The organism is Eubacterium aggregans (assembly GCF_900107815.1).
GTDB classification, from domain to species: Bacteria; Bacillota; Clostridia; order Eubacteriales; family Eubacteriaceae; genus Eubacterium_O; species Eubacterium_O aggregans.
Genome location: NZ_FNRK01000007.1, coordinates 39,541 through 61,426 on the forward strand (window position 1 = coordinate 39,541; position 21,886 = coordinate 61,426).

Annotated in this window: 21 protein-coding genes; 5 read left to right on the forward strand and 16 right to left on the reverse strand. The window is 38.6% G+C overall.

Features of this window, described 5'->3' with window-relative positions; genetic code table 11:
* Positions 1-12: 12 nt before the first annotated feature.
* The 16 genes from BLW33_RS05380 to BLW33_RS05460 all read right to left on the reverse strand — a co-directional run bounded on the left by BLW33_RS05380 (position 13) and on the right by BLW33_RS05460 (position 16,515).
* Positions 13-882, reverse strand: a complete 870-nt coding sequence (locus BLW33_RS05380; protein ID WP_143032593.1) for an IS3 family transposase — start codon at positions 880-882, stop codon at positions 13-15.
* A 14-nt stretch (positions 883-896) separates the two neighbouring features.
* The gene (locus tag BLW33_RS05385) at positions 897-1,190 is read right to left on the reverse strand and encodes a transposase (protein WP_090306115.1); all 294 of its coding nucleotides are present in this window, start codon (positions 1,188-1,190) and stop codon (positions 897-899) included.
* Between the two features lie 35 nt (positions 1,191-1,225).
* On the reverse strand, positions 1,226-3,694 hold the full coding sequence (tcpF, locus tag BLW33_RS05390) for a conjugal transfer ATPase TcpF (RefSeq protein ID WP_090306118.1): 2,469 nt from the start codon (positions 3,692-3,694) through the stop codon (positions 1,226-1,228).
* Positions 3,678-4,073, reverse strand: a complete 396-nt coding sequence (locus tag BLW33_RS05395) for a conjugal transfer protein (RefSeq protein ID WP_000723887.1) — start codon at positions 4,071-4,073, stop codon at positions 3,678-3,680. Before BLW33_RS05395 ends, tcpF begins: the two co-directional genes overlap by 17 nt.
* A gap of 71 nt (positions 4,074-4,144) precedes the next feature.
* Positions 4,145-4,783 carry a DUF6037 family protein gene (locus tag BLW33_RS05400; RefSeq protein ID WP_000248477.1) on the reverse strand — a complete coding sequence of 213 codons (639 nt, stop codon included), beginning with the start codon at positions 4,781-4,783 and terminating at the stop codon, positions 4,145-4,147.
* A gap of 55 nt (positions 4,784-4,838) precedes the next feature.
* Complete coding sequence (locus BLW33_RS05405) at positions 4,839-5,333, reverse strand: antirestriction protein ArdA (protein ID WP_000870467.1); 495 nt, start codon at positions 5,331-5,333, stop codon at positions 4,839-4,841.
* A gap of 66 nt (positions 5,334-5,399) precedes the next feature.
* The gene (locus tag BLW33_RS05410) at positions 5,400-6,179 is read right to left on the reverse strand and encodes an abortive infection family protein (protein ID WP_000675717.1); all 780 of its coding nucleotides are present in this window, start codon (positions 6,177-6,179) and stop codon (positions 5,400-5,402) included.
* A gap of 41 nt (positions 6,180-6,220) precedes the next feature.
* Complete coding sequence (locus BLW33_RS05415) at positions 6,221-6,442, reverse strand: hypothetical protein (RefSeq protein ID WP_001009054.1); 222 nt, start codon at positions 6,440-6,442, stop codon at positions 6,221-6,223.
* Between the two features lie 283 nt (positions 6,443-6,725).
* On the reverse strand, positions 6,726-7,910 hold the full coding sequence (gene mobT, locus BLW33_RS05425; protein WP_000426689.1) for a MobT family relaxase: 1,185 nt from the start codon (positions 7,908-7,910) through the stop codon (positions 6,726-6,728).
* A 181-nt stretch (positions 7,911-8,091) separates the two neighbouring features.
* Positions 8,092-9,495, reverse strand: a complete 1,404-nt coding sequence (locus BLW33_RS05430) for an FtsK/SpoIIIE domain-containing protein (RefSeq protein WP_001130244.1) — start codon at positions 9,493-9,495, stop codon at positions 8,092-8,094.
* A gap of 21 nt (positions 9,496-9,516) precedes the next feature.
* Positions 9,517-10,290, reverse strand: coding sequence for a Mom family adenine methylcarbamoylation protein (locus tag BLW33_RS05435; RefSeq protein ID WP_000185761.1), 774 nt, complete (start codon positions 10,288-10,290; stop codon positions 9,517-9,519).
* Positions 10,291-10,299: 9 nt separating this feature from the next.
* Positions 10,300-10,677 carry a YdcP family protein gene (locus BLW33_RS05440; RefSeq protein ID WP_001234191.1) on the reverse strand — a complete coding sequence of 126 codons (378 nt, stop codon included), beginning with the start codon at positions 10,675-10,677 and terminating at the stop codon, positions 10,300-10,302.
* Positions 10,678-10,697: 20 nt separating this feature from the next.
* Entirely contained in the window at positions 10,698-11,012 is a 315-nt protein-coding gene (locus BLW33_RS05445) for a YdcP family protein (RefSeq protein ID WP_000421279.1), read from the reverse strand.
* 199 nt (positions 11,013-11,211) lie between these two features.
* Entirely contained in the window at positions 11,212-13,005 is a 1,794-nt protein-coding gene (locus BLW33_RS05450; protein WP_000181735.1) for an ATP-dependent helicase, read from the reverse strand.
* Positions 13,002-15,191, reverse strand: a complete 2,190-nt coding sequence (locus tag BLW33_RS05455; protein WP_000470931.1) for an ATP-dependent nuclease — start codon at positions 15,189-15,191, stop codon at positions 13,002-13,004. The genes BLW33_RS05450 and BLW33_RS05455 overlap by 4 nt, the downstream gene beginning before the upstream one ends.
* A 133-nt stretch (positions 15,192-15,324) precedes the next feature.
* Positions 15,325-16,515, reverse strand: a complete 1,191-nt coding sequence (locus BLW33_RS05460) for an IS256-like element ISLgar5 family transposase (protein ID WP_010706102.1) — start codon at positions 16,513-16,515, stop codon at positions 15,325-15,327.
* Between the two features lie 620 nt (positions 16,516-17,135).
* On the opposite strand from BLW33_RS05460, the gene BLW33_RS05465 reads away from it, so the two are divergent.
* The 5 genes from BLW33_RS05465 to BLW33_RS05485 all read left to right on the forward strand — a co-directional run bounded on the left by BLW33_RS05465 (position 17,136) and on the right by BLW33_RS05485 (position 21,862).
* Positions 17,136-18,452 carry a PocR ligand-binding domain-containing protein gene (locus tag BLW33_RS05465; RefSeq protein ID WP_090306121.1) on the forward strand — a complete coding sequence of 439 codons (1,317 nt, stop codon included), beginning with the start codon at positions 17,136-17,138 and terminating at the stop codon, positions 18,450-18,452.
* A 16-nt stretch (positions 18,453-18,468) separates the two neighbouring features.
* The gene (locus BLW33_RS05470) at positions 18,469-19,134 is read left to right on the forward strand and encodes a cobalamin B12-binding domain-containing protein (RefSeq protein WP_090306124.1); all 666 of its coding nucleotides are present in this window, start codon (positions 18,469-18,471) and stop codon (positions 19,132-19,134) included.
* Positions 19,135-19,142: 8 nt separating this feature from the next.
* Positions 19,143-19,760, forward strand: coding sequence for a GTP-binding protein (locus BLW33_RS05475; protein ID WP_090306127.1), 618 nt, complete (start codon positions 19,143-19,145; stop codon positions 19,758-19,760).
* A gap of 3 nt (positions 19,761-19,763) precedes the next feature.
* Positions 19,764-20,267, forward strand: a complete 504-nt coding sequence (locus BLW33_RS05480) for a hypothetical protein (RefSeq protein WP_090306131.1) — start codon at positions 19,764-19,766, stop codon at positions 20,265-20,267.
* 218 nt (positions 20,268-20,485) lie between these two features.
* A complete protein-coding gene (locus BLW33_RS05485; protein WP_090306134.1) occupies positions 20,486-21,862 on the forward strand; it encodes a methyltransferase MtaB domain-containing protein in 1,377 nt (458 codons plus the stop codon).
* Positions 21,863-21,886 lie beyond the last annotated feature (24 nt).

A 21,886-nucleotide genomic window follows, 5' to 3' on the forward strand; every position in this document is an offset into this window, starting at 1 on the left:
CGGCAAGGAGAATTATGCAGCAACAGTACAGTGGTAAAGTGCCCGCTTGGAGAGCGGTGGGAGACCACCGTTGGTGCTGTAAATCCGACGATGATTATAGTATTGGATATATCTAAAGATAACCGTCTTAACCATGTCCTGGGTCATCTTCATCGTATCGATACGATAAAGTTTTTCTTTCTTGAGCGTTGCGAAAAAGCTCTCCATCCGGGCGTTATCATAGCATCGACCAACACTGCTCATACTTTGGATCGCGCCCTTTGCAGCCAATGCGGTGCGGAAGGTTGTGCTTGTAAATTGCGACCCACGATCCGAGTGAAGGATCATGCCTGAAGCACTATAAGTATAGCAAGCGTTTTTAAAGGCTCTGGTACAGAGTGAAGCCCGCATATTGTCATCCATATGATAACCAACGATCGTTCCATCATAGCAATCCAGAATCGCTGCAAGATAAAGCTTCCCATCAAAACATGGAACCTCGGTAATATCAGTCAGCCATTTTGTGTCGGGGGCCTCGGCTGTAAAATTCTGCTTGATCAGATTTTCAGATTTCTGTGCTTCTCCATCGGCCTTCGTAATCCCGTTGGGGTGTGATTTTCGACGAATGATCAGGTTGTTCTCACGACAGATTCGGTAAACCATTCGAAGGCTTCCCTTATAATTGTTATAAATACGAAGATAGTCATAAATTCGACGGACACCGTAGTTACTGTTCTCTGGGTCTTCCTTTAAGCAGTCATAGATTTGCGCCAGAAGAAGGGTGGTCTTAGATGGGGTATACGGTTTTCTCAAATGCTTATAATAACCGGCTTCTGTAACGCCAAGTACCTGACACAGTGCTTTAACACTGAAGGTCCCACGCTTAAGCGTAATATAGCTCATCCGCTCCCGTTTACTTACTTCTTCTGGCGCTTGACGAAAAAACCGAGGGCATCCTGCAGGATTTCGATTTCTTCTTCGCGTTCCCGGAGCTCGCGTCTTAGCTGCTTGTTTTCATCAGCTAAGGCGACCGTACCACCTTTTTTCTGGATTAAGGCATCAACTTCGCTTTGATGATGCTTCGCCTTGCTAATCCAGGTATACATTGTATCAAGATTGATGTTGAGGCGTTCAGATGCTGGCCGTGCGCCAATTTCTTGGGATAGCTTGACGGCCTCTGCTCTGAATTCGGGTGTGTATTTTTTTGCCATTGGGGTGTACAGTCCTCTCTGTTTTCTTTATTTTATCATTTCCTTGCATTTTTGACTGTACTTTTATGATAACACTCCAGTCTGGTATCAAAGGCATGAAGCAACTCTTCAAAAATCGGGTGAAACTGCATAACCCCTACACGACCATAGATGTCTGAAACTAAACATTGTCCATTTTCTAATTCACGTAAGCGTTTCTGATTGTTTTCATCTTCCTTGTCCACACCAAAAAATTCTAAGGTCTTTTTGATTTCCACTAGGTCAGTGGAACGAAAGGCAAATTTCAAGCCAATATTATTCTTCATCTTTTCATCTAGTAAATCGTCCGCGTTTTGAGTAACGAAATAGACCCCTGCATTCATGGCACGTCCTGCTCGAACCAATCGCATAGATAGAGCTTTTCCTTGTGCCACTTGTAAAAAACTCCAAGCCTCATCAAGGTCAACAATTTTAAAAATGGAACGGTCAGAGTGGATAAAGTCTAAAGCAAAGGTACTAATGACAATCAGCATTGCCACACTTAATAATTCCATGGTAGTGTATTCTTCAAAAGAGCTATTGGAATCGGGTAAGACCAAATCTGCCACTTGAATAATATTGAGTTGTTTTTCCAAGCTAATGGATTGGGTGACACTGCCATCACTGAATAACAGATGGGCAAAATCATAATCGACAAAGCTTTCGATATGGTCAGCAATACTATTGCTGATGGGCGTATCTTCTTTTCGCAATTCATCAATCACCAATAACAACCCTCGTTGTTTGCTTTGAGTTACACTCCGAATAGCTTTACGCAGGACAGGAAACTTCTCGCTATCTCGGCTGGAAATACCTGTTAAGAACGTGAGAATATCAATGGCAAGGCTTTCTGAATCTTTCGGGAGTTTTAAAATCACATAAGGGTCAAGTAACCCTTTATTGTCGTTCTCACTCGTGAGATTAACAATATTGATTTCATGGGCAATATCAGGTAAGGTTTCTTTCCATTCACCACGTTCAGCTTTTGGGTCAACAATGGTTGCCTGTCCGCCAAAGAGTACTGAATAATAGACCAGCATATTGTTAGAGAATGATTTTCCGCCACCTAATGAACCAATAAAAGCGGACGCTAATGCATTTGTTACAGAGCCTTTAATTCCTTGACTTGCAAGGCTAGGTTGGAGATAAATATTTCTGCCTGTATCGAGATTGTAACCGACGTAAATACCAGAATTTTCACCAATCATTTGTGTAGCACCGAAACCAAGACCAGCCAAAAAATCCGACGTGACATATTGAATATAGTCATTGATATATCGCTTGCTTGAGGGAATAAATTCATTATGCAAGCCTAGCATATCGCCAAAAGGTCGTACTAATTTGATAGACAGATCATCATAAAAATCTTTTACTTCATCACAACGTTGTTTCAGCTCGTCCAAATTCTTTGCCGATACCCGTACCACATAGCTTAGTTTGTACATAGATTCTTTGGTTTGGTCTAAATTACTTTCTAATTCATCGACAGATTCTAAAGCGTCCACCACATTAGTACTGGTTTCGTTGTCGCTTTCCCATGCGTGGCTATCTAAATCTTTCAGTTCTTTCTTTTTATTGCGAACGGTAGATAAGGCTTTTTTATTGGCGACAATTTCAACATTCATACTGGTATCAACGGGGAAAGTAAACTGCTGTTGCTGGTAATAAAAAATTTCACTATTAGGGAAATCCAATTCACCAACAATACTATTAATTGTAAAATACGCCACATAAGTAGTGGTATCTTCCTGTTCAATCCGTAAATAGCGTTGATTTTCTTCGATTAAACAGCGAGTGGGTTTGAGAATATCGTATTTCTTTACCAACACTTTTTTATCTTCGTATCGTTTCGGTAAATGGTAGTCGTAGTCATCAAAAGGGACACCTGTTTGCCCGTAAAGATGTTCAATAATATAACCAAAATCATCTTTCTCCAATTTACGAATCTGAAAGCGTCTGGATAATTTACTTTCTAACAACTGTTCCATCTTAGAAAAGCGTTCGATTTCCGCCATAGGCATAGAAACAAAATCGCCCATTAATTTGTGATTCACACCATGAAAGAATTCCGCAAATGCTTTTTGAATTTCTTTCCCAACATTTTTTACGGATACTTCCTGTTCATTGAGGTAGAGTTTAAAACCAATAAAAAAGCGATAGTCTACTTGATTGTCACCAATCATAGAAATTAACGCTTCGGTCTGTTCATCTATTTTTTCGTAAGCTATCTCTTTTAATCGTCCAGTGATTTCTTTTTTCGATTGTTCCTGTGTGGCTCGAATACTTGATTCGGTTGCTAGTTGCAGAGCATGAATCTTGCCATCACGATTTTGGGCAATCAATTGACAGAAATTATCATGAACTTGAATTTTTTCATCGGAACTTAAAAAACTGTAATTATAGGGAATTAATTCATAATAAGCGAATACTTCGCCATCATGATTAAATACGAGATTATCTTCCATATATTTAATCGGATATGCCATCTAGTTGTTCACTCCTTACAATCGTAATCGATTCATTCATTGTTTCTTTTTTTAATCGTATTTGTTTGCCAGCGTAGGTTACTTTAGGGCGTAGAGCATAGGTAATGATAGACTTTAGAAATCCATAGGGTTTCTTTCCGTCAAAGGTCTTTTGGCACATGAACCCAGTGAGAACAATGGGAATCCCTAAGTATTTGAGTAGTGCTCCGTCAATCAGAGAAAGTGGTGGTAAACTGCCAAAGAGTATGACGACAAACAAAGAAACGATAAACCATGTCATTTGCGTAAAGGTAATTGGGAAAGGGAGTTGTAAATCATTAATCGCATAAATCACTTTTTCTACTGACCAAATACTGGTGTAACTTCTTATTTTTTTCATGTCTTCACGTCCTTTCCGTAAAAATAGAAAAAGAACAATCAAAATAGGTGATTGCTCTTTCAATGCTTTAACTATTCAATTTTATTTTTTGTCCATTTTGCAATAATACCTTCATCAGTTTCTTCATCATCTGGATTCATTGAATATCTGAAACTTAAATTGGTATCTGACCCTAATCGTTCATATAAGCTGGGTCTATACAATCTCGTTTTATTGTCATTAAAAGGACTTCGTTTTCCCAGCTCACCATTTCCCTTTAAAGGATTTCTTCTAACTGAAAAACAATATTTTTTTCTGGGATCTTCTGAATCACTTTGACTTAATGAGAAACACATGGCTTCTTTTTGGTCTTCATTTTTCTTCTCACTAACTTCTGTCGGAATAAATCGAGCAAGAGTTTGGCTAAATTGAAATAAAACATCTCCCAAGTTACTACTGTATTCGATACCAAAATATTCTCTTATTGTTTTCGTGTCTGTATATAATTTTACCGAATTAGCATAGACAGCTAGCATATCTGAAAAATCGTTTTCCTTTAAAAATTCTAGTTTTAACAGAGCATATTCTGGAACTTTTTCCTCTTTTTCAAATAGCTTAACAAGTACAATATAATTTTGCTGTTTGTAACGAAAGTAAAAGGAATCTATCACCCAGCCTTTATCTTTCATGTCTAGTTTTAATAGTTTAAGATTTTCAAATACATTTACCATAATTTATACCTCTCCGTGCTATTTATTAATTTAATTATAACACGGATTGTTAAACTTACTGACAATATTCAAATACCCCATGAGAGGTAACTAGGTAATTACCCTCTATTTCCATATCACGTCCCAAAGATTGGTAGTCAATATAATTTTGTAAATTGGAAGGGACTTCACCAAGCTGTCCTGTTTCTTCCACGTAATAACGGGCGACATCTTCCATCGAATCACAATCACTATAACAATGAATATCCTCTTTGTTTTCCAGTAATTCTTCCAAGCTACTAAACCACATGCCTTGAATTTCTTTGAGTTCATTATAAATAGGTGTACCTTCGATTTCTTGAATGGCTTCACATAGACGGTTGATTTCACTAATCGGCGTGTATTCGTCCACATCAAAAGGAAGCTCAAAATCATGTATTGCATATTCTTCGTAGTCCTCATTTAAACCGATTCTTTCTGCCATTTCTTCCTCATCAATTGGTGGAGTAAACCATGCTCCGACTAATTCACCTTCATTATACCGTCCTAAATTTGCCACATAGACTTTCATTTCCAATTCTTATCACATCCTTTTTATAAAAATAGTCATAAAAAAAGTAGCAATCAGTTAATGACGCTACTTATCAAGGTATCCGCTAATATAATCTGTAACTGTACTTGAAATACCTATTATTAGTTTTGCTTCTCTCTTTCCAATAATATTTGTATTAGGGTGTGCAAGTGAATGCCTATTTCTTGCTTCATTAAGAGAGCTAATCATTCCATTTGATGACCTTATCGTTGTCTTCACTATATCAGCAAGTTCAGTAGGTTGAATTTCTTTTTCAATTAATTGTTGTATCCTACTATATAATTTAGATAGATTTTCGTCTCTAGGAACTGTAATTTCATATTTTTTTAGTATTTCAATTAAATATCCATGAAAAGCAGTGTGAACTCTGTCAAAGGCACGTTGATATTCACCATTACTCATAAAAGACTCAGCGTCTTCAATAGCTTGTGAAACCACATCACTAATTTTCAACTGACTAAAGTTAATTACTTCGTAATTCTCTGGAAGTGGTACTAAAATAGTATCCACTAATACATTATCACCTTGTTTATCATATATGGAGCTTGCTGTCTGGGTAATCAAATCTTTATGACTTTCAAAAAAGTCTAAATCATCAAAAGGAACTCTTATTTTAAGATATGTGCAAAGCGTATTCCAGCCCTTTTTATATCCTTTATAATAAGTAAAATCGTCAGTCTCATCTAAAGTTACCTCTGATATTTTCATTTTAGAAACAATCTCGTTACCTCCTTCATAATAATTTGAAGAGCTCTTTCTTTCTAATGTTTTAATTAAAAGAGATTTAAATTGATCATTTGTAAACATATTCATAAATCCTTTCATAACAAAATATATACTTCCTATTTTATCATGAAAAATATCTGTTAAGCACCAATGATTCGGTTAAATAAGTTTAATAACACATCTTTCACGCCAGCTGCATTGAACACAAGTCCGACGGCGATTAGAGCAATAATCAAGAAGCCAATGAGTTTTGAAAATTCTCGTTTAAAACCTAAAAACAGTCCAATGACAACAATCGCTAACAATACCAATGACTGTGCATTATCCAAGAACCAGTTGTACAAATTCTGCCCAAAATTCATGTGATTGTCCTCCTTTCCTTAAGATATTTTTCTCGATAATAGATATAGCTTTTTACACGCCTTAATAATTGAAAAGGGGTTAAATGCTCTCCATAGACGGTTACTCGATTGGTATAATTATTATAAAATCTCACCTTGTAAAAATCATAGGTATAGATGGTATCACCAGCTTGCCGTTTTCCCTCAATAATGAGAGACGTATATTTCCCTGTATTTTGTATATACGCTTGAAACTCAATGCCACACTGAAACCCTAACTTCTTTAATTCTTTTGTTAAAAGGCTCATGTAATCAAATCCTCCATGGCTAGATGTTGTTGTTCAATTAATTTCTCATGTTTTTCTGTCAGTTTGGCTTCCTGAATCATGGTGGAGATAATGGTTGTACCGTTGAGAACATCTAAAATGCTTGCGATTTTTAATGTAGGGGCGACTTGATGATGTAACCAGTTCAATGTTCGTTCAAAAGAATAAGGCTCTGGCTGTGTGGTTAGGCGTAATGCTCCACGATTTTTACCGATAAACCATTCCCAACGTTCATTAGTTTTCCAATCACTCCGACGTTTAGTGTCGTCTTTATCTGCAAAGCGGATATAGCGATTGATAATTTCAAAGGCTGTTTTTTCCGCCTGTTGATGTGCCAATAAATCTTTCATGGCTTGGGTGGCTCGGTCATTTTTTAACCGAATTTCAAACCGATTCTTTACTTCTGCGTCTTCTAAGGGAACATCATTTTTCACGTATTGCTCATAATCTTTCTCATATATACAGAAATAGACTTCACTTTTTAATGAGCCAATATAAAGTGTGTTTCCCATGTATGGTTTTTCATCACGGTGAACCAATTCACCACTGCGATAATTTTTAAAGCTTCGAAAGACGGAAATGCATTCTTCCTGTTTACATTTCTTTGCCAAATCTGGAATATTCAAAATCCCTGTTTTATCGTTGATAGCTAAATCCAAGCGTTTGAAAATACCTTTATGTTCCATGCAATCTTGAAAGAAATCATACCAGCTCCGATGTTGAGCCAATAGAAAGTTTTCAAATTGCCGACAGCCTTTTCCTTTCAGTTCTAATAAAACACCTTTACTTACATCATGAGAGACTAGGACAACAATATCACCGAAACGATAGTGTTCGGGATAAGAATAATAGCCAAAGTCTTCGTGTAGCATATAATCCATATTCAAACGTAAAACCTCACCGATAATTTGAGCCACATCATTGGTAGGGAATCGAATCCGTACATAGTCGAATAACATCTCCAATGGGTTATCGGGATTGAAGCGTTCCAAAGCGTTCAGTAAATCTTCTTTCACCTGTTGAGTAGGGACTGCCTTGCCTGTTTCAATATCCGATAGGTAAGGTCTGGTAATATGAGAAGCAACCGCCAGTTTATTTTGAGAAACGCCATAAGCCAGTCGCTTTTCTTTCAATTCCTTAATCCAAATTTTTTCGTTTTCCATTCGCAAACCTCCAATCTAAAAAAGATGTAAACTATGACCCTTGAGTTTACACCTTTCATATTTTCCGCAATCCTTTGTACCATCAACATTGGTTGATGAGAATTGCCTGTTTTCAGTTGTATTTGTGCCCCCCTGTTAGATAGAGGGGGCTAAAGGATTGGCGTGGCTAACGCCACACCAATCAAAGCAAGTCTGAACCTGTACCTTTCACTTCGTGCGGTACAGGCTCAGATTGCTTTTTTTGAATGACTTTTCCTATTTCTCCTAAGAAATCGTACCTTTTTGGTACAAGGGGTGTATAAAACTCACTAATCACACTTTTTCCTGTATCCACGTAACCTCTTCCCTTGATGGGTTTTAAGAAAAATTGTTTTTGTGTATCGCTTCCGAACATCATACCAAAGCCCATTTCAGACATACGACCCAAAGCCACACGGAAGTTAAAGTTGTCCCGAATCCCATCACTAAAATATTTTGCGTCTGGACGTTGACAGGCAAGAATTAAAAAGAAGCCTGCTTGTCGTCCTAACATTACAATTTGTTTGAGTTTATGAATAACGGTGGTACTTTCACGACCTAGCATATCCATCATTGCCACATATTCATCAAAAATAAGAAAATTGGCAGACAAACCAAGATAAGCATAATTTTCTCCTGTTTTATAGTTAGGGTGTTGTTTCATGGTTTCACTGCGATCAATCATATCTTCGTAAAATTGATTGATACATGCCAACATATCTTCTTTACGGTAATAGACATTATTCATGACCGCCCCTAAGTCTGCCAAATCAGCATTTTTAGGGTCAAGAATATAAAGCTTTGCATTTGTATGCAGGAGAGATTCAATCAATGTGAGAATAAAATAGGATTTTCCACTACCAGTGCCCCCAGCAATTAACATGTGAGGGAGAGAATCGAACTCCCAATAGACCGATTCCATCAATTTGACACGTCCATCTTGAGCTACCACGTCTTCAATGCCAATTCGATTGCCAATAGTATCATAAAGTAGGACATACTCTACATAAGAATCTTTCAACGTTTTTTCCACTAATTCACAATACAATCCTGTTTCTAGTTTGTTTTCTAGGTGCAAAAGCTGATCTTGATATTTCCCTAAGGTGATTTCTACATGAATATGGATTAGTCCATCTTTCATTCGATAATATATTTTAGGAAAATGGCGGATTCGTTGTTTGGTTTTCTTGCTGGGTAAATCTTTAAAGAATCCCTCTGATTGAGTTTCTTCGGCTTCATACCAATGATTTTCTAAAATCATACGAGCTAACTTTTGACGGTGCTCTAACTGTTTTATAGAATCTATACGATAGTGATAATAAAGCCAGCTGATAAGTCCGCATACAAAAAGAGCAGTGAGAATACTGCTCCAAAAGTATGGCGTATGAAGTTGATAGAAAAATGTATCTAACTGAACTGCTTGCCAGTTCACCGATTGTAACGCTCTCCAATGAAAAGGGAGTAGGACGACTAGAAAAACTACCAGCAATGAAATTAGTACAAAATGATAGACCAAGTGCTTATCGTTGGCTTTGATTCGCTCTCCTCTGTCATGAAGCAATGGCATAAAAATCCTCCTTTCCACCTATCAAAATAATTGTGTATTGTAGATACGAGCCTGTTTATCAAAAGTTGGTTGAGAAATGGCTTCATATTTCTGATAAGCGATTCGCTTTTCAAAGCGTAAATTTTTTTCTTTCGGATAATAATGACGTCGATAGAGAGTGTGTCCTAACAGTTTTTTCGCTTCTTTTGTCAACGGATAGAGATAGCGAAACATGCGTCCATTGATTTTCTCAATCCCTTTGTATTCGCAAAATGCCTGGGAAAGCCAATGCTTTTTCTCTACCTGTTCAAAGCGAGCATTTTCCTCTAATAAAAGGCGAGCACTTCGAGGGTGTATCTTTTCCCATGACTGCTTATCACGATAGACACTTGTCTTGAAATACCCGCAGTAAAAGAAGTTGGACGCTTGATAGACATAGCCACATTTTCCCTCAATTCCATCTGCCAGTGTATATAAAAAATGACAGTCCGTATGTTCTTTCAACCACTTAATTAGAGCTGAAAGAGCTTGACTGCCAAAATAATTGGTTTGATTCATTTCTGGAAGAAAACACATCTTTCCAATTTCTAAATAATCTGTGGTTTGAAGGGAACTGTCGGGAAAGAGTTTGCGTATGGTTTGTAGGGGTTGCGTACCCCAGCCTAATTCCACAACGCCTAATAATTTTTCTTCTGAAAAAATCCCTAGAAAGTATTTACACAATCTAGGGAGTATCTTTGAATAATGGTATTGCCGAATAAAAGAAATGGCTTCATCTTTCGGAATTTCTTTCAAAATCAATGGTGTGTTTGTCATAAGCAACACCTATTTTTCACTTTCGGACGCTTCTTTTTTATATTTCTGATGAGGTTTTGTCTGTCCTTTTAATACAAGATCGTCTGCTTTCACGTACCAATCAACGTCTGCCCCTCGAAAAGTAGCCGTCGCTACGGTATCTGCCACAGGATTGATTAATTCCACTTCTGCGTTGTAGTCAAATTCTTTCAAAGGAACAGAAGCGGGGATACTGACTTGTATCATGCGTCCTTGTCCTTTTGATTTTAAGTCATAGGTACGTTCTTTAATTTCTTCGGAAACCGTACCATCTTCATTCTGGATACGAACCTCACGACGCAAGGCGGAAAATTTCAATGTGCCAAATGTCTGGTCTTTTTCAATCACAATACCTTCTGCTAATCTCATATTTTTTCACCTTTCCTTTCTTATGCTTTCACCATATCGTCTGCGTGCATAATGTAATTGGTAAATCCTCGATTGCCAATTTTATAACCTTCTGCGGTAATATGTGGGTTGATGAGTTTGACTTTTTCGTCGGATTCAAAATGTTTCTCGCCAGCTTCGGAGGGAAGAATGACAACAATATCATCTGCTCGTTGAATCGTTGAGTATAAATTGTAACTACGAGAGAGAATGGTTGGTCTGCCATTTATTCGACGTTGTTCAATGTTCCCTTCACCAGCATATTCTAATTGTCCAAATGTTTTTTCCATATTGGGAATGACATATTTAAGTTCCATATTTTTACCTATCCTTTCTGTTTTTATGTTTGAATGAATCTTATTTGTGTGATGGTTTTAAAGGGGGGAGAGCGACCTTTTGATTCTTGATTTTTTATTTTCATAAGTTCACTTCCTTTCAAAATTGGGTAAAAAAATAGACGCTCCGTACTGAGCGTCCGATTCCTACTATATTTAAAACAACGACTACCTAGGTATTTTAAATATTATAATCAAATTCTATTTTATCTAATAATTGAGTGGGATAAAGCAAGTCTCCTTTACTCGTAAAATAACCCACCTCTGAGAAAAGAAATAAATTATTTTTTGCTCTTGAACAAATTACGTATAGTAGTTTTCTCGCTGAACTAATTCCTTTATCAGAAACATTAAAAATTTCATTCCAATGAGGAATTTTCCCGTTTAGAAGATTAATAGCGATAACAGTATCATACTCATTTCCTTTAACTTTATGTGCTGTAGTAAGTGTGATACCATCTCGAGATTTAAACATCTTCTTAAAACTAGATACACTACTAGATAATGAATTATTTTTTATCCGATCTTCTACTTCGTTAATAAAAAATAGATAGTGCTTAAAAATAGACGGGTAATTTTTCTCGTCAATATTAAGATTAACAAATATATGTTTGGTAACAAATTTGTATAAATCAACACCGTTGTCGTCTCCACTATACATTCTTTTCACACTGTTTATTAGCTGTAATAAATCTAAGTCAATAAAATAATCTTTAACTTCTATTCCAAATTCATTTTTTAATATAATTAAAATATCGTTTGCAATTAGCTTTCTTCTTCGAACCTTTTCACCTGATTCAGTAAAGTACAAAATTGCTAACTTGAAAAATAAACTATGATTATTTACCTTAATTGGTGATATATTTATAGCATCAAAATTGCAATACGGTAATTCTTTCTTTAAATACTCACCCAGTGAAAACAGAGGATAGTGTTGAGGAGCAAGTACACAAATATCTTTTTCATGAATGCCGCTTTCAATCTTTTCCTTTATTATATTTTTTATTATGTTGGGTAAATCCTCCTTAGTAACTTTGCAATCATAACTTATAAAACCACGGTCGTTTTTATTATTCCCTCTGCTTTCAATCTCGTAAGGACAACTCTGAAAATTAGAGTAGAAGTCTACTAATCTCTGATTAGACCTGTAACAGCCATGTAGCGTCTTTGATTGAAAAGTGTGACTAGTTAGCATTTCTAGTTCTTCAACTGATTTAGCTATACCATCTAATGATCCATAAATTGCTTGGTCAATATCTCCAACAAACATTGACTGAATTTGAGGGTTGTTTTGAAGTAATTTAGCTATTACATTGTATTGTAATTCTCTAGTATCTTGAAATTCATCCACATAAATCGCCCTTATATTACTAGCAATATTACGTGCAACGTTACTGTTTACAGTTAAAATTTTATACGCTACTAGTAAAATCATATCAAAATCAATTTCTTTATTTTTTTCCAACATAGTGTGATACATTTCAGAAACTTGAGTATACTGAACTTCATTAATTTTAAAATCATGAGAAAGTGACAAATCAATTTTGTTCAGTTCATACGTTTTGAGATTTAAATTCAGCATATTATTAATTTGGCTGACGTAAGCTCTTTGAGTATAATCATCAATAATTGTAAATCCTTTTGATACTCTTGAGAGATTCATTTTAAAAGGATAAATAATAAATTCAAGACAAAACTGATGTATTGTCCCCACCCAAATATTAATATCATCATCTATACTAAGTAAACTTAGGCGTTCCTTAATTTCTTCAGCAGCTCTATTAGTGTATGTGATAGCAATTATTCTTTTTAGTGATCCATCGTGTTTAATTGCTTGGTAAGCAATTTTCCTTGTAAGTACCCTTGTTTTCCCACTCCCAGGACATGCATTTACATAAAGGTTATCTTCACTTTCCACAACATCTTTTTGTTCTAAATTTAAATCATTTACGATTTTTTCGAAGATATTTGTCATTTTGAAACCTCAGCATAAAGTATTTTTGTGTAATTTTCTATCTGATTGATTAGATACACAACATCCTCATCTTTACCAAAGTACTCTAATAAAGAAATTATTGCTATATTCAAATCAGCTGTATCACTTGTTTTTAAACTAGCTGATAAAGCTGACAATTCTGTAGTTTCCTCGTACAAGTCGATTGTATGGAGTAGAATTTTTTTATAAATTGAGAGATCTACTATTTCCTGACATGCAAAAGCAATAGCATTAAGAATATACTTAGGAATTTTGATTAAAAAGTCAATTTTTTCACCTAACTCAATTGCAAACCACCCCTTACCAACATGATTGGCTAGTTTTAACATCGCTAAATTTCTTTCTAAATATTGTTCACTTTGTATTTCTTCTTTATAAGCAGTTATTGTTTTTTTATCTTTGAATGCGTCATCTATAATTGGACTGACATAAGTTAGAATATTTTCTTTATTCACATCTAAAAACTCAATTTCAAATGTTGTATTAGCATAAAAACAATTAACCCAATTGTTTTCATTAAAAAGGGAGGATAATTTTTCTTTTCTTGCTTGACCTTTCTCTTGTGCAGTGCTTTTATACAATCGATGTTCTGATGGGATTGCCTGTTCATCTAAATCAGTTACAATAGCACACTTTCTCTGTATTCTATCATCGTCAAACAAGCTAGCGATATATTCAAACGAAGTACTACCAACATTAATCAAACCTATTCCAAGTTCGTCTAAGTTTATACCAAATAATTTTTTTACTATTTGAGGAATAAGTATTTCTTCAGCATCTCCTTCAACTAAGATAACACCTTTAGAAAAAAGCAATCCATTTCTTTTAACATCTAAATATCTCTCTACTGCGTTTATTAGATTTAGATTGTTCTTTTTTAACTTTTCTTTAGCAAATGAGTTCAGATTATTTGCTGGATTCATAACGATAGATTTGCCATTAAACGATTTTAATACATTCATCCGAGATATTTCAGACACTTCAGCTAAATGTACAGAATGTGTGGTCATGAGAATCTGAGTATAGTTTTTTTGAAGATTTAATCCTTCGAACAGAGTTTTTTGAATATGATGATGAATATGAGCTTCTGGTTCTTCAATCAACATAATATTAAGTAGTTCTCTTGAACGACACGCTTCAAATTCGACTATTTTCAAAGCTAAATAAATCATATTTAGATGTCCTAACCCTAGTAAGTCTAAGTCGATATTTTGTTCTGGCTTCATTGAAAGAAATTTTGCTAAAGAACCCATATCATCTGACATAGTTGAGGAAAGAAGAAGATTAGGAGAATACACTGAACCAATTATGCTATTTAGTTGCCGATTAATATTTTCGCCAATTTTCCTAATTTCAGGAACACTGGTAATAGTCTCATTTAATTGCTGTATAATTGTTTTTAATGACTCAACATTATCTGATGATATTTTTGATTCAATTGTTTCCATGATTCTTTTGACTGGGTTTCGATTGTTTTTCATTTCTCTAAGAACATCTCGAAGAGCGTCAACATAAACAACCGAAATATGCTTGAAAATATCTGACATGTCAATTCTTGAGCCCAACAGAGCTTCATCGTCTTCTTCAGGATTACTAGCTATATTGTCATTGAGTCTTCCTACCAATTTATCATAATTTTCATTGATACAGAAATTTAGATTTGATTTAGATGTGTAGTAAAATTCATAGTCGGATAGACGAATAGAATTTCTAAATTCGTTAAATTGATGAGAGTCTAATTCAGTGGAAATATCAAATAATTGCTTTCTAATAGCTTTGTTAGGTCTAATAAATAGAGAAATACTACCTACACCTTTATCTGCATTTGAAATCAATTCTTCTAAGATTGTTTGACTTTCAGAATTTAAAGAAATGGAAGCACAAATCTCATTGTCAAATTCTTCTTCGCTGATTCCTTCAAATGTCGCAGAGATAATAATCCAATGCCCTTGCCACCCATTTTGAATTCCATGAAAAAAATCTGATTCTTTCAGTGTTTTACTACTATAGTAATAACTATCATCTAATAAGATTCTCAATGCAGTAAGAGCATTGGTTTTCCCTGAATCATTCTCACCTATAATAGTATTTGTCTCATTATCGAATCGAAAGATTTCGGATTCATAATTTCTAAAATTTCGAATTTGAAGAGTAGATATAAACATAAGCAGATCTCCTAACTATTTAATTAATATGATTATATAGTAAGTTTATCATAAATTATGTTAGTAAAAGTTCTCATTATAAGGGAGCGTCAATAATTTTGTGTAAATGATTCTTCCCTACTGCAGATTGTTTCTAATTCTCAATCAGTTGGCTTAGCATTTGTTCAAGTTCGCCTTCGGCCTGTTGAAAGCCTTTATGACTGCGACCTAGGAATTTTTGGTTGTAAGTATCAAAAGACGAGACTAAGAAACGTTCCATCGACTCTTCGTTTTGGAACTGTTCCTTGCGGTGGCTGTATTTCTTGATTTGCTTATTAAAGGATTCAATCAAGTTCGTAGAATAAATACTCTTGCGTATGGCCAAGGGGAAATCATAGAAAGTGAGCAAGTGATCGTTCGAAAGAATCGATTCAACCACTTTTGGATAGCTGGTTTTCCATTTTTCCGCAAAAGCACCACGTGCTTCCAACGCCACCTCTTTAGATGAGGCTTGATACACCATTTTAAAATCATCACAGACTTCCTTACGATCATCGACACGCACTTTGTGACTGATATTACGGGAAACGTGTACACAACAATGTTGAAAACGAGCTTTGGGATAGAACCGACTAATCGCTCCTACCATCCCCTTTAAGCCATCCGTGATGAACAGGAGGACATTTTTCAAACCGCGCTCTTGAAGGTCCAATAAAATTTCCTCCCAAATCGTGATGGATTCAGTCGGTGCAATCGCATAGCTCAATACTTCCTTTGATCCGTCCGGGCGAATGCCAACTGCGATATGAATAGCTTCCTTGGCGACGGTTTTCCGCTTTAACGGAATATACGTTGCGTCCATATAAATAGCAGCATAACGGTCATGAAGCTCCCGCCCATTAAACGCCGTTACCTCTTCTGTAAATGATTTTGTTATATTGGACATGGTTTGGGGCGTGTAGTAATGCCCATACATTTTCTCAATCAAGTCTGCGATTTCCGACATGGTAATACCTTTTCGGAAGAGGTGAATGACGGTCTCCTCTAACGTGTCATTCGTCCGTCTATAAGCAGGAACAGTCTGTTGCTTGAACTCACCATTGCGGTCGCGCGGAATCTGGAGATGAAGTTCCCCATACTCGGTCTTGACCGTACGGTCATAGGAGCCGTTACGAGAATTACCCGTGTTAAAACCAATGCGATCATACTTTTCGTAATCTAGGAAAGCCGTTAACTCCGTTTTGAGAAGCGTATTGACTGCTTTCTCCAAATGGACACGGAATAATTCATTCAAATCGCCTTTGTTCGCTAGAGTCTTTAGAATTTCTGTAGTAAAATCGTTCATAGGGAAGTCCTCTCTTCTGTGAATGTGTTGTGGTAACTCTATTCTACAGAAGGGACTTCCTTTTTTCTATTTACACAAAATATTTTACACTCTCCATTATAACAATTGGGTTAAAAAGAAAATAGATAGTATTCTACCTCATATTTATTTGAAAGTAATATATAAAAGACGTCCAAATTCGAACGCCTCTCGTTAACCAAATATTGGATTCAGAATCTAGTTTTCATATATAAACAGAGTATGATTAGGTGCAAAAATTGCACTTTTATTGCACTTTTATTTTTATTTATAGTGTTTTACTGTTCTGTATATTGTTTTAACTCCCTTGATAGTATCGCATTCTGTTTTATACACTTTACGTTGAAAACAGAGTGGGAATAAATAAAAGAAACCCGTAATTCCTTTGTAACAGGGGGGATTTGCGGGTTGTTTTTAATTCAAGGATAATAGGGAATTAAGAAACTGTGGGATGAAAGATAAAAAAACCACAAGATTATCCACAAAAAGCAAGATAGTACCAGAATGAACAAAATAAAACCTGTTCTAAATCACCGTTATGCATTATAACTAGGGTATAGCAATAAGAATTGTAAACGGATTAGGATAGCTGGAGGAATCCGATGAATGATTATAACCATGCACGTAATCAAGAAAATCGCAAGAAGCTATTACAACTAGTGGACAAGGATTTTTTAAAGCAAATTCTCGATGCTTTTTCAGCCGCCACAGGGTTAACGGCGAATATTGTCGATGTGGAGGGAAAGTCTATTTTCTCGGCGGAGGATTCACAGAAGAATTGTGATTTTTGCAAAATTATTCGGCGGGCGGAGCGGGAAAAGGGAGTCGATCGGTGCCAGGGTGCCTATGCCCGTGCGGGAAAACAGGCGGCTATTTTCAACGAGCCCTATATCTTTCGTTGTCCGGCGGGCCTTATTGAGTGGGCGGCGCCGATCATCATCGATGAGGAGAACCTGGGGACCATCATCTGCGGCCAAATTCTCATGTGGGACCCCGAGGCCTTCTTTTGGATTGAGCTGGAGGAGATGAACACCGGTGTTGTCGACGATTTGGCGCCGCTGTTTGAGGCGGCAAAGGAATTACAGGTGATCTCTGGGGATAAGGTCCAGCACGCGGCTTTTTTGTTATACATTATTGCCAATTTTATTGTGCGCTCAGCCTTTGAGCAGCGAAACCAGCAGAAGGAGCTTAAAATCCAGCACTCCCTATTGAATCAGGAAATCCAGACTCGTAAGGAGCTGGAAAAGCAGCTGAACAGCCAAAGCCTGAATTTTTATATGGAGAAGGAAAATGCCCTCATTGGGAAGATTAACATTGGGGATTATGAAGAATGCCTGAAGCTGTACAAGGTGATGCTGTCGGATATTTTTTCGGAGCACACTGGTGATTTGGGTACAATCCGGGCCAGGGTGTGCGATTTGACGGTGGCCGTCTCAAGATCCATGATTACCAAGGGGGTGGAGCCCCAGCAATCCATTGTGATCAATACCGAATTCTTTAAGGAATTGCATCATTGCTACGATATTGGGGAGATATACGACGCTGCGGTGAAGCTTGTCCAGACCTATATTAAGAAATTGGAACGCCAGGGCAAGAATAAGAACAAGTCCGCCATCCAGGGGATTAAGGGCTATATCCGCAATCATTACAAGCAGAACCTCACCCTGGAGGAAATCGTGGATTCCGTTTATCTGAGCCCCTATTACGCCTGTCGGATATTCAAAGAGAGCGAGGGAATCACTGTCATGGATTATGTGACGATGGTCCGCTTAGAGGAAGCAAAGAAGATGCTCAGCAATACAAAATATAAAATTGATGAAATTGCCACAATACTGGGGTACAAGGATGCCAGCTATTTTTCCAAGGTATTCCGGAAAAATCTGAATATGACACCCACTCAATTCCGCAACAGCCAATAGAGGGGAGGCGCGAGACATGCTCATTAAGGAAATACAGGAGGCGCTGCAAATGGGGGATGCCGAAACCGTGAAAAACAAGACGGAGGAGGCCCTGAAAGAGAATTACACCGCGGAGCAGATTCTTGAAAAGGGGTTGATTCCCACCATTACAAAGATTGGAAAGGAATTTCGGGCAGGGGATATCTTTATCCCGGATGTGCTGATGTCCTCCCGGGCCATGCACGCCTGTCTCTACGTTTTAAAGCCACTGCTGAGCGATCATTCCCAGGGGGAGTCGGAAGCTAAGGGGACGATTATCATCGGGACGGTGGCGGGGGATCTCCACGATATTGGAAAAAACATCATCGCCATGTGTCTGTCCGGGGACAGCTACAACGTCATCGATTTAGGAATTGACGTGCCGGCCACGGACTTTGTGGATGCCATCCGAAAATATAAGCCCGATATCGTGGCCATATCCGCCCTGTTGACCACGACCATCGAGGAAATGCGGGATGTCATTACGTCGATTGTCAATGAAGGCCTTCGAAAGAAGGTGAAAATCATCGTTGGGGGGGGACCGGTGACACCAGACTTTGCAGAATCCGTGGGGGCAGATGCCTACGGTGAGGATGTCTTTGACACCATTGAAAGGGTGAATGTCTTGCTGGGCCAGAAGCCGGGCATGGTGATTAAGCATTAGGAGGAAGGATGAAATCCAGAAAGCCGACCATCATCTTGTTTACCGGGTTTCTTGGCTCGGGGAAAACAAGCTTGCTATTGAAAACCATCGATGTCATGATTGCAAAAGAAAAAAAGTGTGCCATCATCATCAATGAAATTGGGGATGTGGGCATTGACAATCGGGAAATGCGCCATTTGGGGTATGATGTCTGGGACCTTTTTGGGGGCTGCGTCTGCTGCACCATGAAGGTGACCCTGGAAGCGACGATTAATCATTTATTGGAGAACAACCCGGATTTGGACTATATTTTCTTTGAGCCTTCGGGGATGGCGGAGCCTGAATCCCTGTATCCAGCCATGGAGAATTGTGGCTATGAGAGGGAGGAAATCCGAAATGTTTTCATCCTGGACCCCATGCGCACAGGGCTTTACAGGGTCCGCCTCCGGGAATTGTTTAAGCATTCCCTACATCTGGCCCAGGCCGTGGTGATTAATAAGATCGATATTGCTCCAGAGGAATCGGTGGAGGAAGCCCTGGAAATGGTGCGCTCGGAGGTGGGGCAGATGCCAGTTTTCAAGCTTAACCTTAAGGATGATGCCTTGACGGATGCCTTTTGCACCTTTATTCAAAGGGAAGGAGATTAACCAATGTATCAGGATACTTTTTTACCCATTACCATCGAATTGCGCATTCAAAGTGATCGGGCCATGGGCTGCTCCGAGTGGCAAAGCCGCATGGGGCTGGTAATGGACAGCTACGCAAAGGCTGTTTCCAACGGAGACGAGCAGATCATTGGGCATATCAAAGCCCTGTTGGAATTTTCCGCCCATTGCTTTATCAAGTTTAGCTGTATTTCTTCCCGGGCGGGGGCGGTGACAGAATGCTTTGGCAACATCCGGGCAGACGAGGGCAGGATGATTATTAACTCCCTGGTGGAGGAAAGGGGCCTTGAAGAGAGCCTGGAGGCATTATCCGCAGCCTGGGCAGAGCACCAACCCCACAATCCGGGGCTAACCATGGCGGTCCATCAGTCCTCACCAGGGGGGCATTCGGGCCATGGGCATCACCATGAGCACCACCATGAGGACGGGGCACCCTGCCCGGTTTGCGGTGGACATCATCACCATCAGGATCACCATCACTGCCAATAAGCGGTGCTAAAAGCTGTCACAGGCGCGTTACTGTGGTGGCTTTTTTTAATTGGGACGTATTGGTATTATCTGGAGGAGGAAAGCAATATCCTACCAAAAAAAAGAGGATTATCCACAGACAAGGCCTTAGAATTGTTATATGATTACATCAAGGTAAATGTGGTGTTCTGCAGAGCATTGAGTATCTGATGTGTATTTTACAAGGAGGTAGGTTCGTTATGGCGATTAAATTTGATAAATGTGCAATAAGCGATTTAGAGGATTTTGTTTATGGATCTTGTCCAAAGCCAGTTACAACTAAAGGGGGTCTCGTCATCGGGGGAGGAACCGTTTATCCGGAAATCAATTTTACGTTACCGGGAATGGACGTCAATGATGATACGATCGGCAAGGCAAATACAATTTATACAAATATTATTGATGGGGTATTAAAGCGTGCGGCCGAATTACATGCCCCAGGTGTGTTGGTTGAATTTGAAACCGTTCCGGATTTCACAGAAAATCCCCAATACGGCATTGATGTCAACCGCATCCTACTCAATGGAATGAAGGAAGCCGGGGAAAAATATGGCCTTAAAACCGCCATCCGGACGACCCCCAACGATTTGCGGGAAATGAGCCGGCCACCGGTCATGCGCGGTGGAAAGTACTGGGATACCATGCTGGCATTGTACGAACAATGTGCTAAGGACGGCTCAGACTTTCTGTCCATCGAATCCACCGGTGGGAAGGAAATTAACGACGATGCCCTGGTCAAGGCCGATATCCGAAAAGCGATTTTCGCCCTTGGGGTTTTAGGCAGCACCGACATGGAATTCCTCTGGGGAAATCTGGTGAAGCTGGCTGAAGAAAACAATTGCTACGCCGCCGGAGATTCCGCCTGTGGCTTTGCCAATACCGCCATGGTCTTGGCTGAAAAAGGATTCATCCCCAAGGTCTTCGCCGCTGTTATGCGTGTGGTAGCCGTTCCAAGGGCTCTGGTGGCCTTTGAACAAGGGGCTGTCGGACCGAGCAAGGACTGCGCCTATGAAGGTCCTTATCTCAAGGCCATGACGGGAAGCCCCATCGCCATGGAAGGCAAGAGCGCCGCCGGTGCCCATTTAAGCCCCATTGGCAATATTGCCGCCTGTGTGTGTGACACCTGGTCCAACGAATCCATCCAGCAGGTTAAGCTGCTGTCGGAAATGGCCCCTGTCGTCGGTATGGAACAGCTGGTGTACGACTGCCGCCTGATGAATACGGCCACGGAAAAGGGACAAAATCGAATGCTGCGTGACTTATTGGCAGAATCCGATGCCCCCCTGGATGTCCAGGCCTGGGTACTTAAGCCCGATGTGGTCTTAAAGATCTCCAAGGAGCTGGTCAAGGTACAGGATAAATTCCTTCAGACCAAGCTGGCGGCCAAGCTCACTATCAACGAGCTCAGAGATGCCATGAAGGCCGAAAAGGTCCTCTACGATCGTCGGGATATGAAATGGCTGGATAAAATGGAAAAAGCCGTGGATAAAATTCCTGATGATAAGGAAAAATTCTACGAAGAAATGAAATCCAGCCTGGACTTCGATAAATTCTTACCCGGCGAATATGGTCTATAAGGTTAAAAAGTAGGAGGAAAAATA

Excerpts from the sequence above, each read along its gene's own strand:
- BLW33_RS05380 (WP_143032593.1), bottom strand. The coding sequence starts at position 882 with ATGAGCTATATTACGCTTAAGCGTGGGACCTTCAGTGTTAAAGCACTG.
- BLW33_RS05385 (WP_090306115.1), bottom strand. The coding sequence starts at position 1,190 with ATGGCAAAAAAATACACACCCGAATTCAGAGCAGAGGCCGTCAAGCTA.
- tcpF (WP_090306118.1), bottom strand. The coding sequence starts at position 3,694 with ATGGCATATCCGATTAAATATATGGAAGATAATCTCGTATTTAATCAT.
- BLW33_RS05395 (WP_000723887.1), bottom strand. The coding sequence starts at position 4,073 with ATGAAAAAAATAAGAAGTTACACCAGTATTTGGTCAGTAGAAAAAGTG.
- BLW33_RS05400 (WP_000248477.1), bottom strand. The coding sequence starts at position 4,783 with ATGGTAAATGTATTTGAAAATCTTAAACTATTAAAACTAGACATGAAA.
- BLW33_RS05405 (WP_000870467.1), bottom strand. The coding sequence starts at position 5,333 with ATGAAAGTCTATGTGGCAAATTTAGGACGGTATAATGAAGGTGAATTA.
- BLW33_RS05410 (WP_000675717.1), bottom strand. The coding sequence starts at position 6,179 with ATGAAAGGATTTATGAATATGTTTACAAATGATCAATTTAAATCTCTT.
- BLW33_RS05415 (WP_001009054.1), bottom strand. The coding sequence starts at position 6,442 with ATGAATTTTGGGCAGAATTTGTACAACTGGTTCTTGGATAATGCACAG.
- mobT (WP_000426689.1), bottom strand. The coding sequence starts at position 7,910 with ATGGAAAACGAAAAAATTTGGATTAAGGAATTGAAAGAAAAGCGACTG.
- BLW33_RS05430 (WP_001130244.1), bottom strand. The coding sequence starts at position 9,495 with ATGCCATTGCTTCATGACAGAGGAGAGCGAATCAAAGCCAACGATAAG.
- BLW33_RS05435 (WP_000185761.1), bottom strand. The coding sequence starts at position 10,290 with ATGACAAACACACCATTGATTTTGAAAGAAATTCCGAAAGATGAAGCC.
- BLW33_RS05440 (WP_001234191.1), bottom strand. The coding sequence starts at position 10,677 with ATGAGATTAGCAGAAGGTATTGTGATTGAAAAAGACCAGACATTTGGC.
- BLW33_RS05445 (WP_000421279.1), bottom strand. The coding sequence starts at position 11,012 with ATGGAACTTAAATATGTCATTCCCAATATGGAAAAAACATTTGGACAA.
- BLW33_RS05450 (WP_000181735.1), bottom strand. The coding sequence starts at position 13,005 with ATGACAAATATCTTCGAAAAAATCGTAAATGATTTAAATTTAGAACAA.
- BLW33_RS05455 (WP_000470931.1), bottom strand. The coding sequence starts at position 15,191 with ATGTTTATATCTACTCTTCAAATTCGAAATTTTAGAAATTATGAATCC.
- BLW33_RS05460 (WP_010706102.1), bottom strand. The coding sequence starts at position 16,515 with ATGAACGATTTTACTACAGAAATTCTAAAGACTCTAGCGAACAAAGGC.
- BLW33_RS05465 (WP_090306121.1), top strand. The coding sequence starts at position 17,136 with ATGAATGATTATAACCATGCACGTAATCAAGAAAATCGCAAGAAGCTA.
- BLW33_RS05470 (WP_090306124.1), top strand. The coding sequence starts at position 18,469 with ATGCTCATTAAGGAAATACAGGAGGCGCTGCAAATGGGGGATGCCGAA.
- BLW33_RS05475 (WP_090306127.1), top strand. The coding sequence starts at position 19,143 with ATGAAATCCAGAAAGCCGACCATCATCTTGTTTACCGGGTTTCTTGGC.
- BLW33_RS05480 (WP_090306131.1), top strand. The coding sequence starts at position 19,764 with ATGTATCAGGATACTTTTTTACCCATTACCATCGAATTGCGCATTCAA.
- BLW33_RS05485 (WP_090306134.1), top strand. The coding sequence starts at position 20,486 with ATGGCGATTAAATTTGATAAATGTGCAATAAGCGATTTAGAGGATTTT.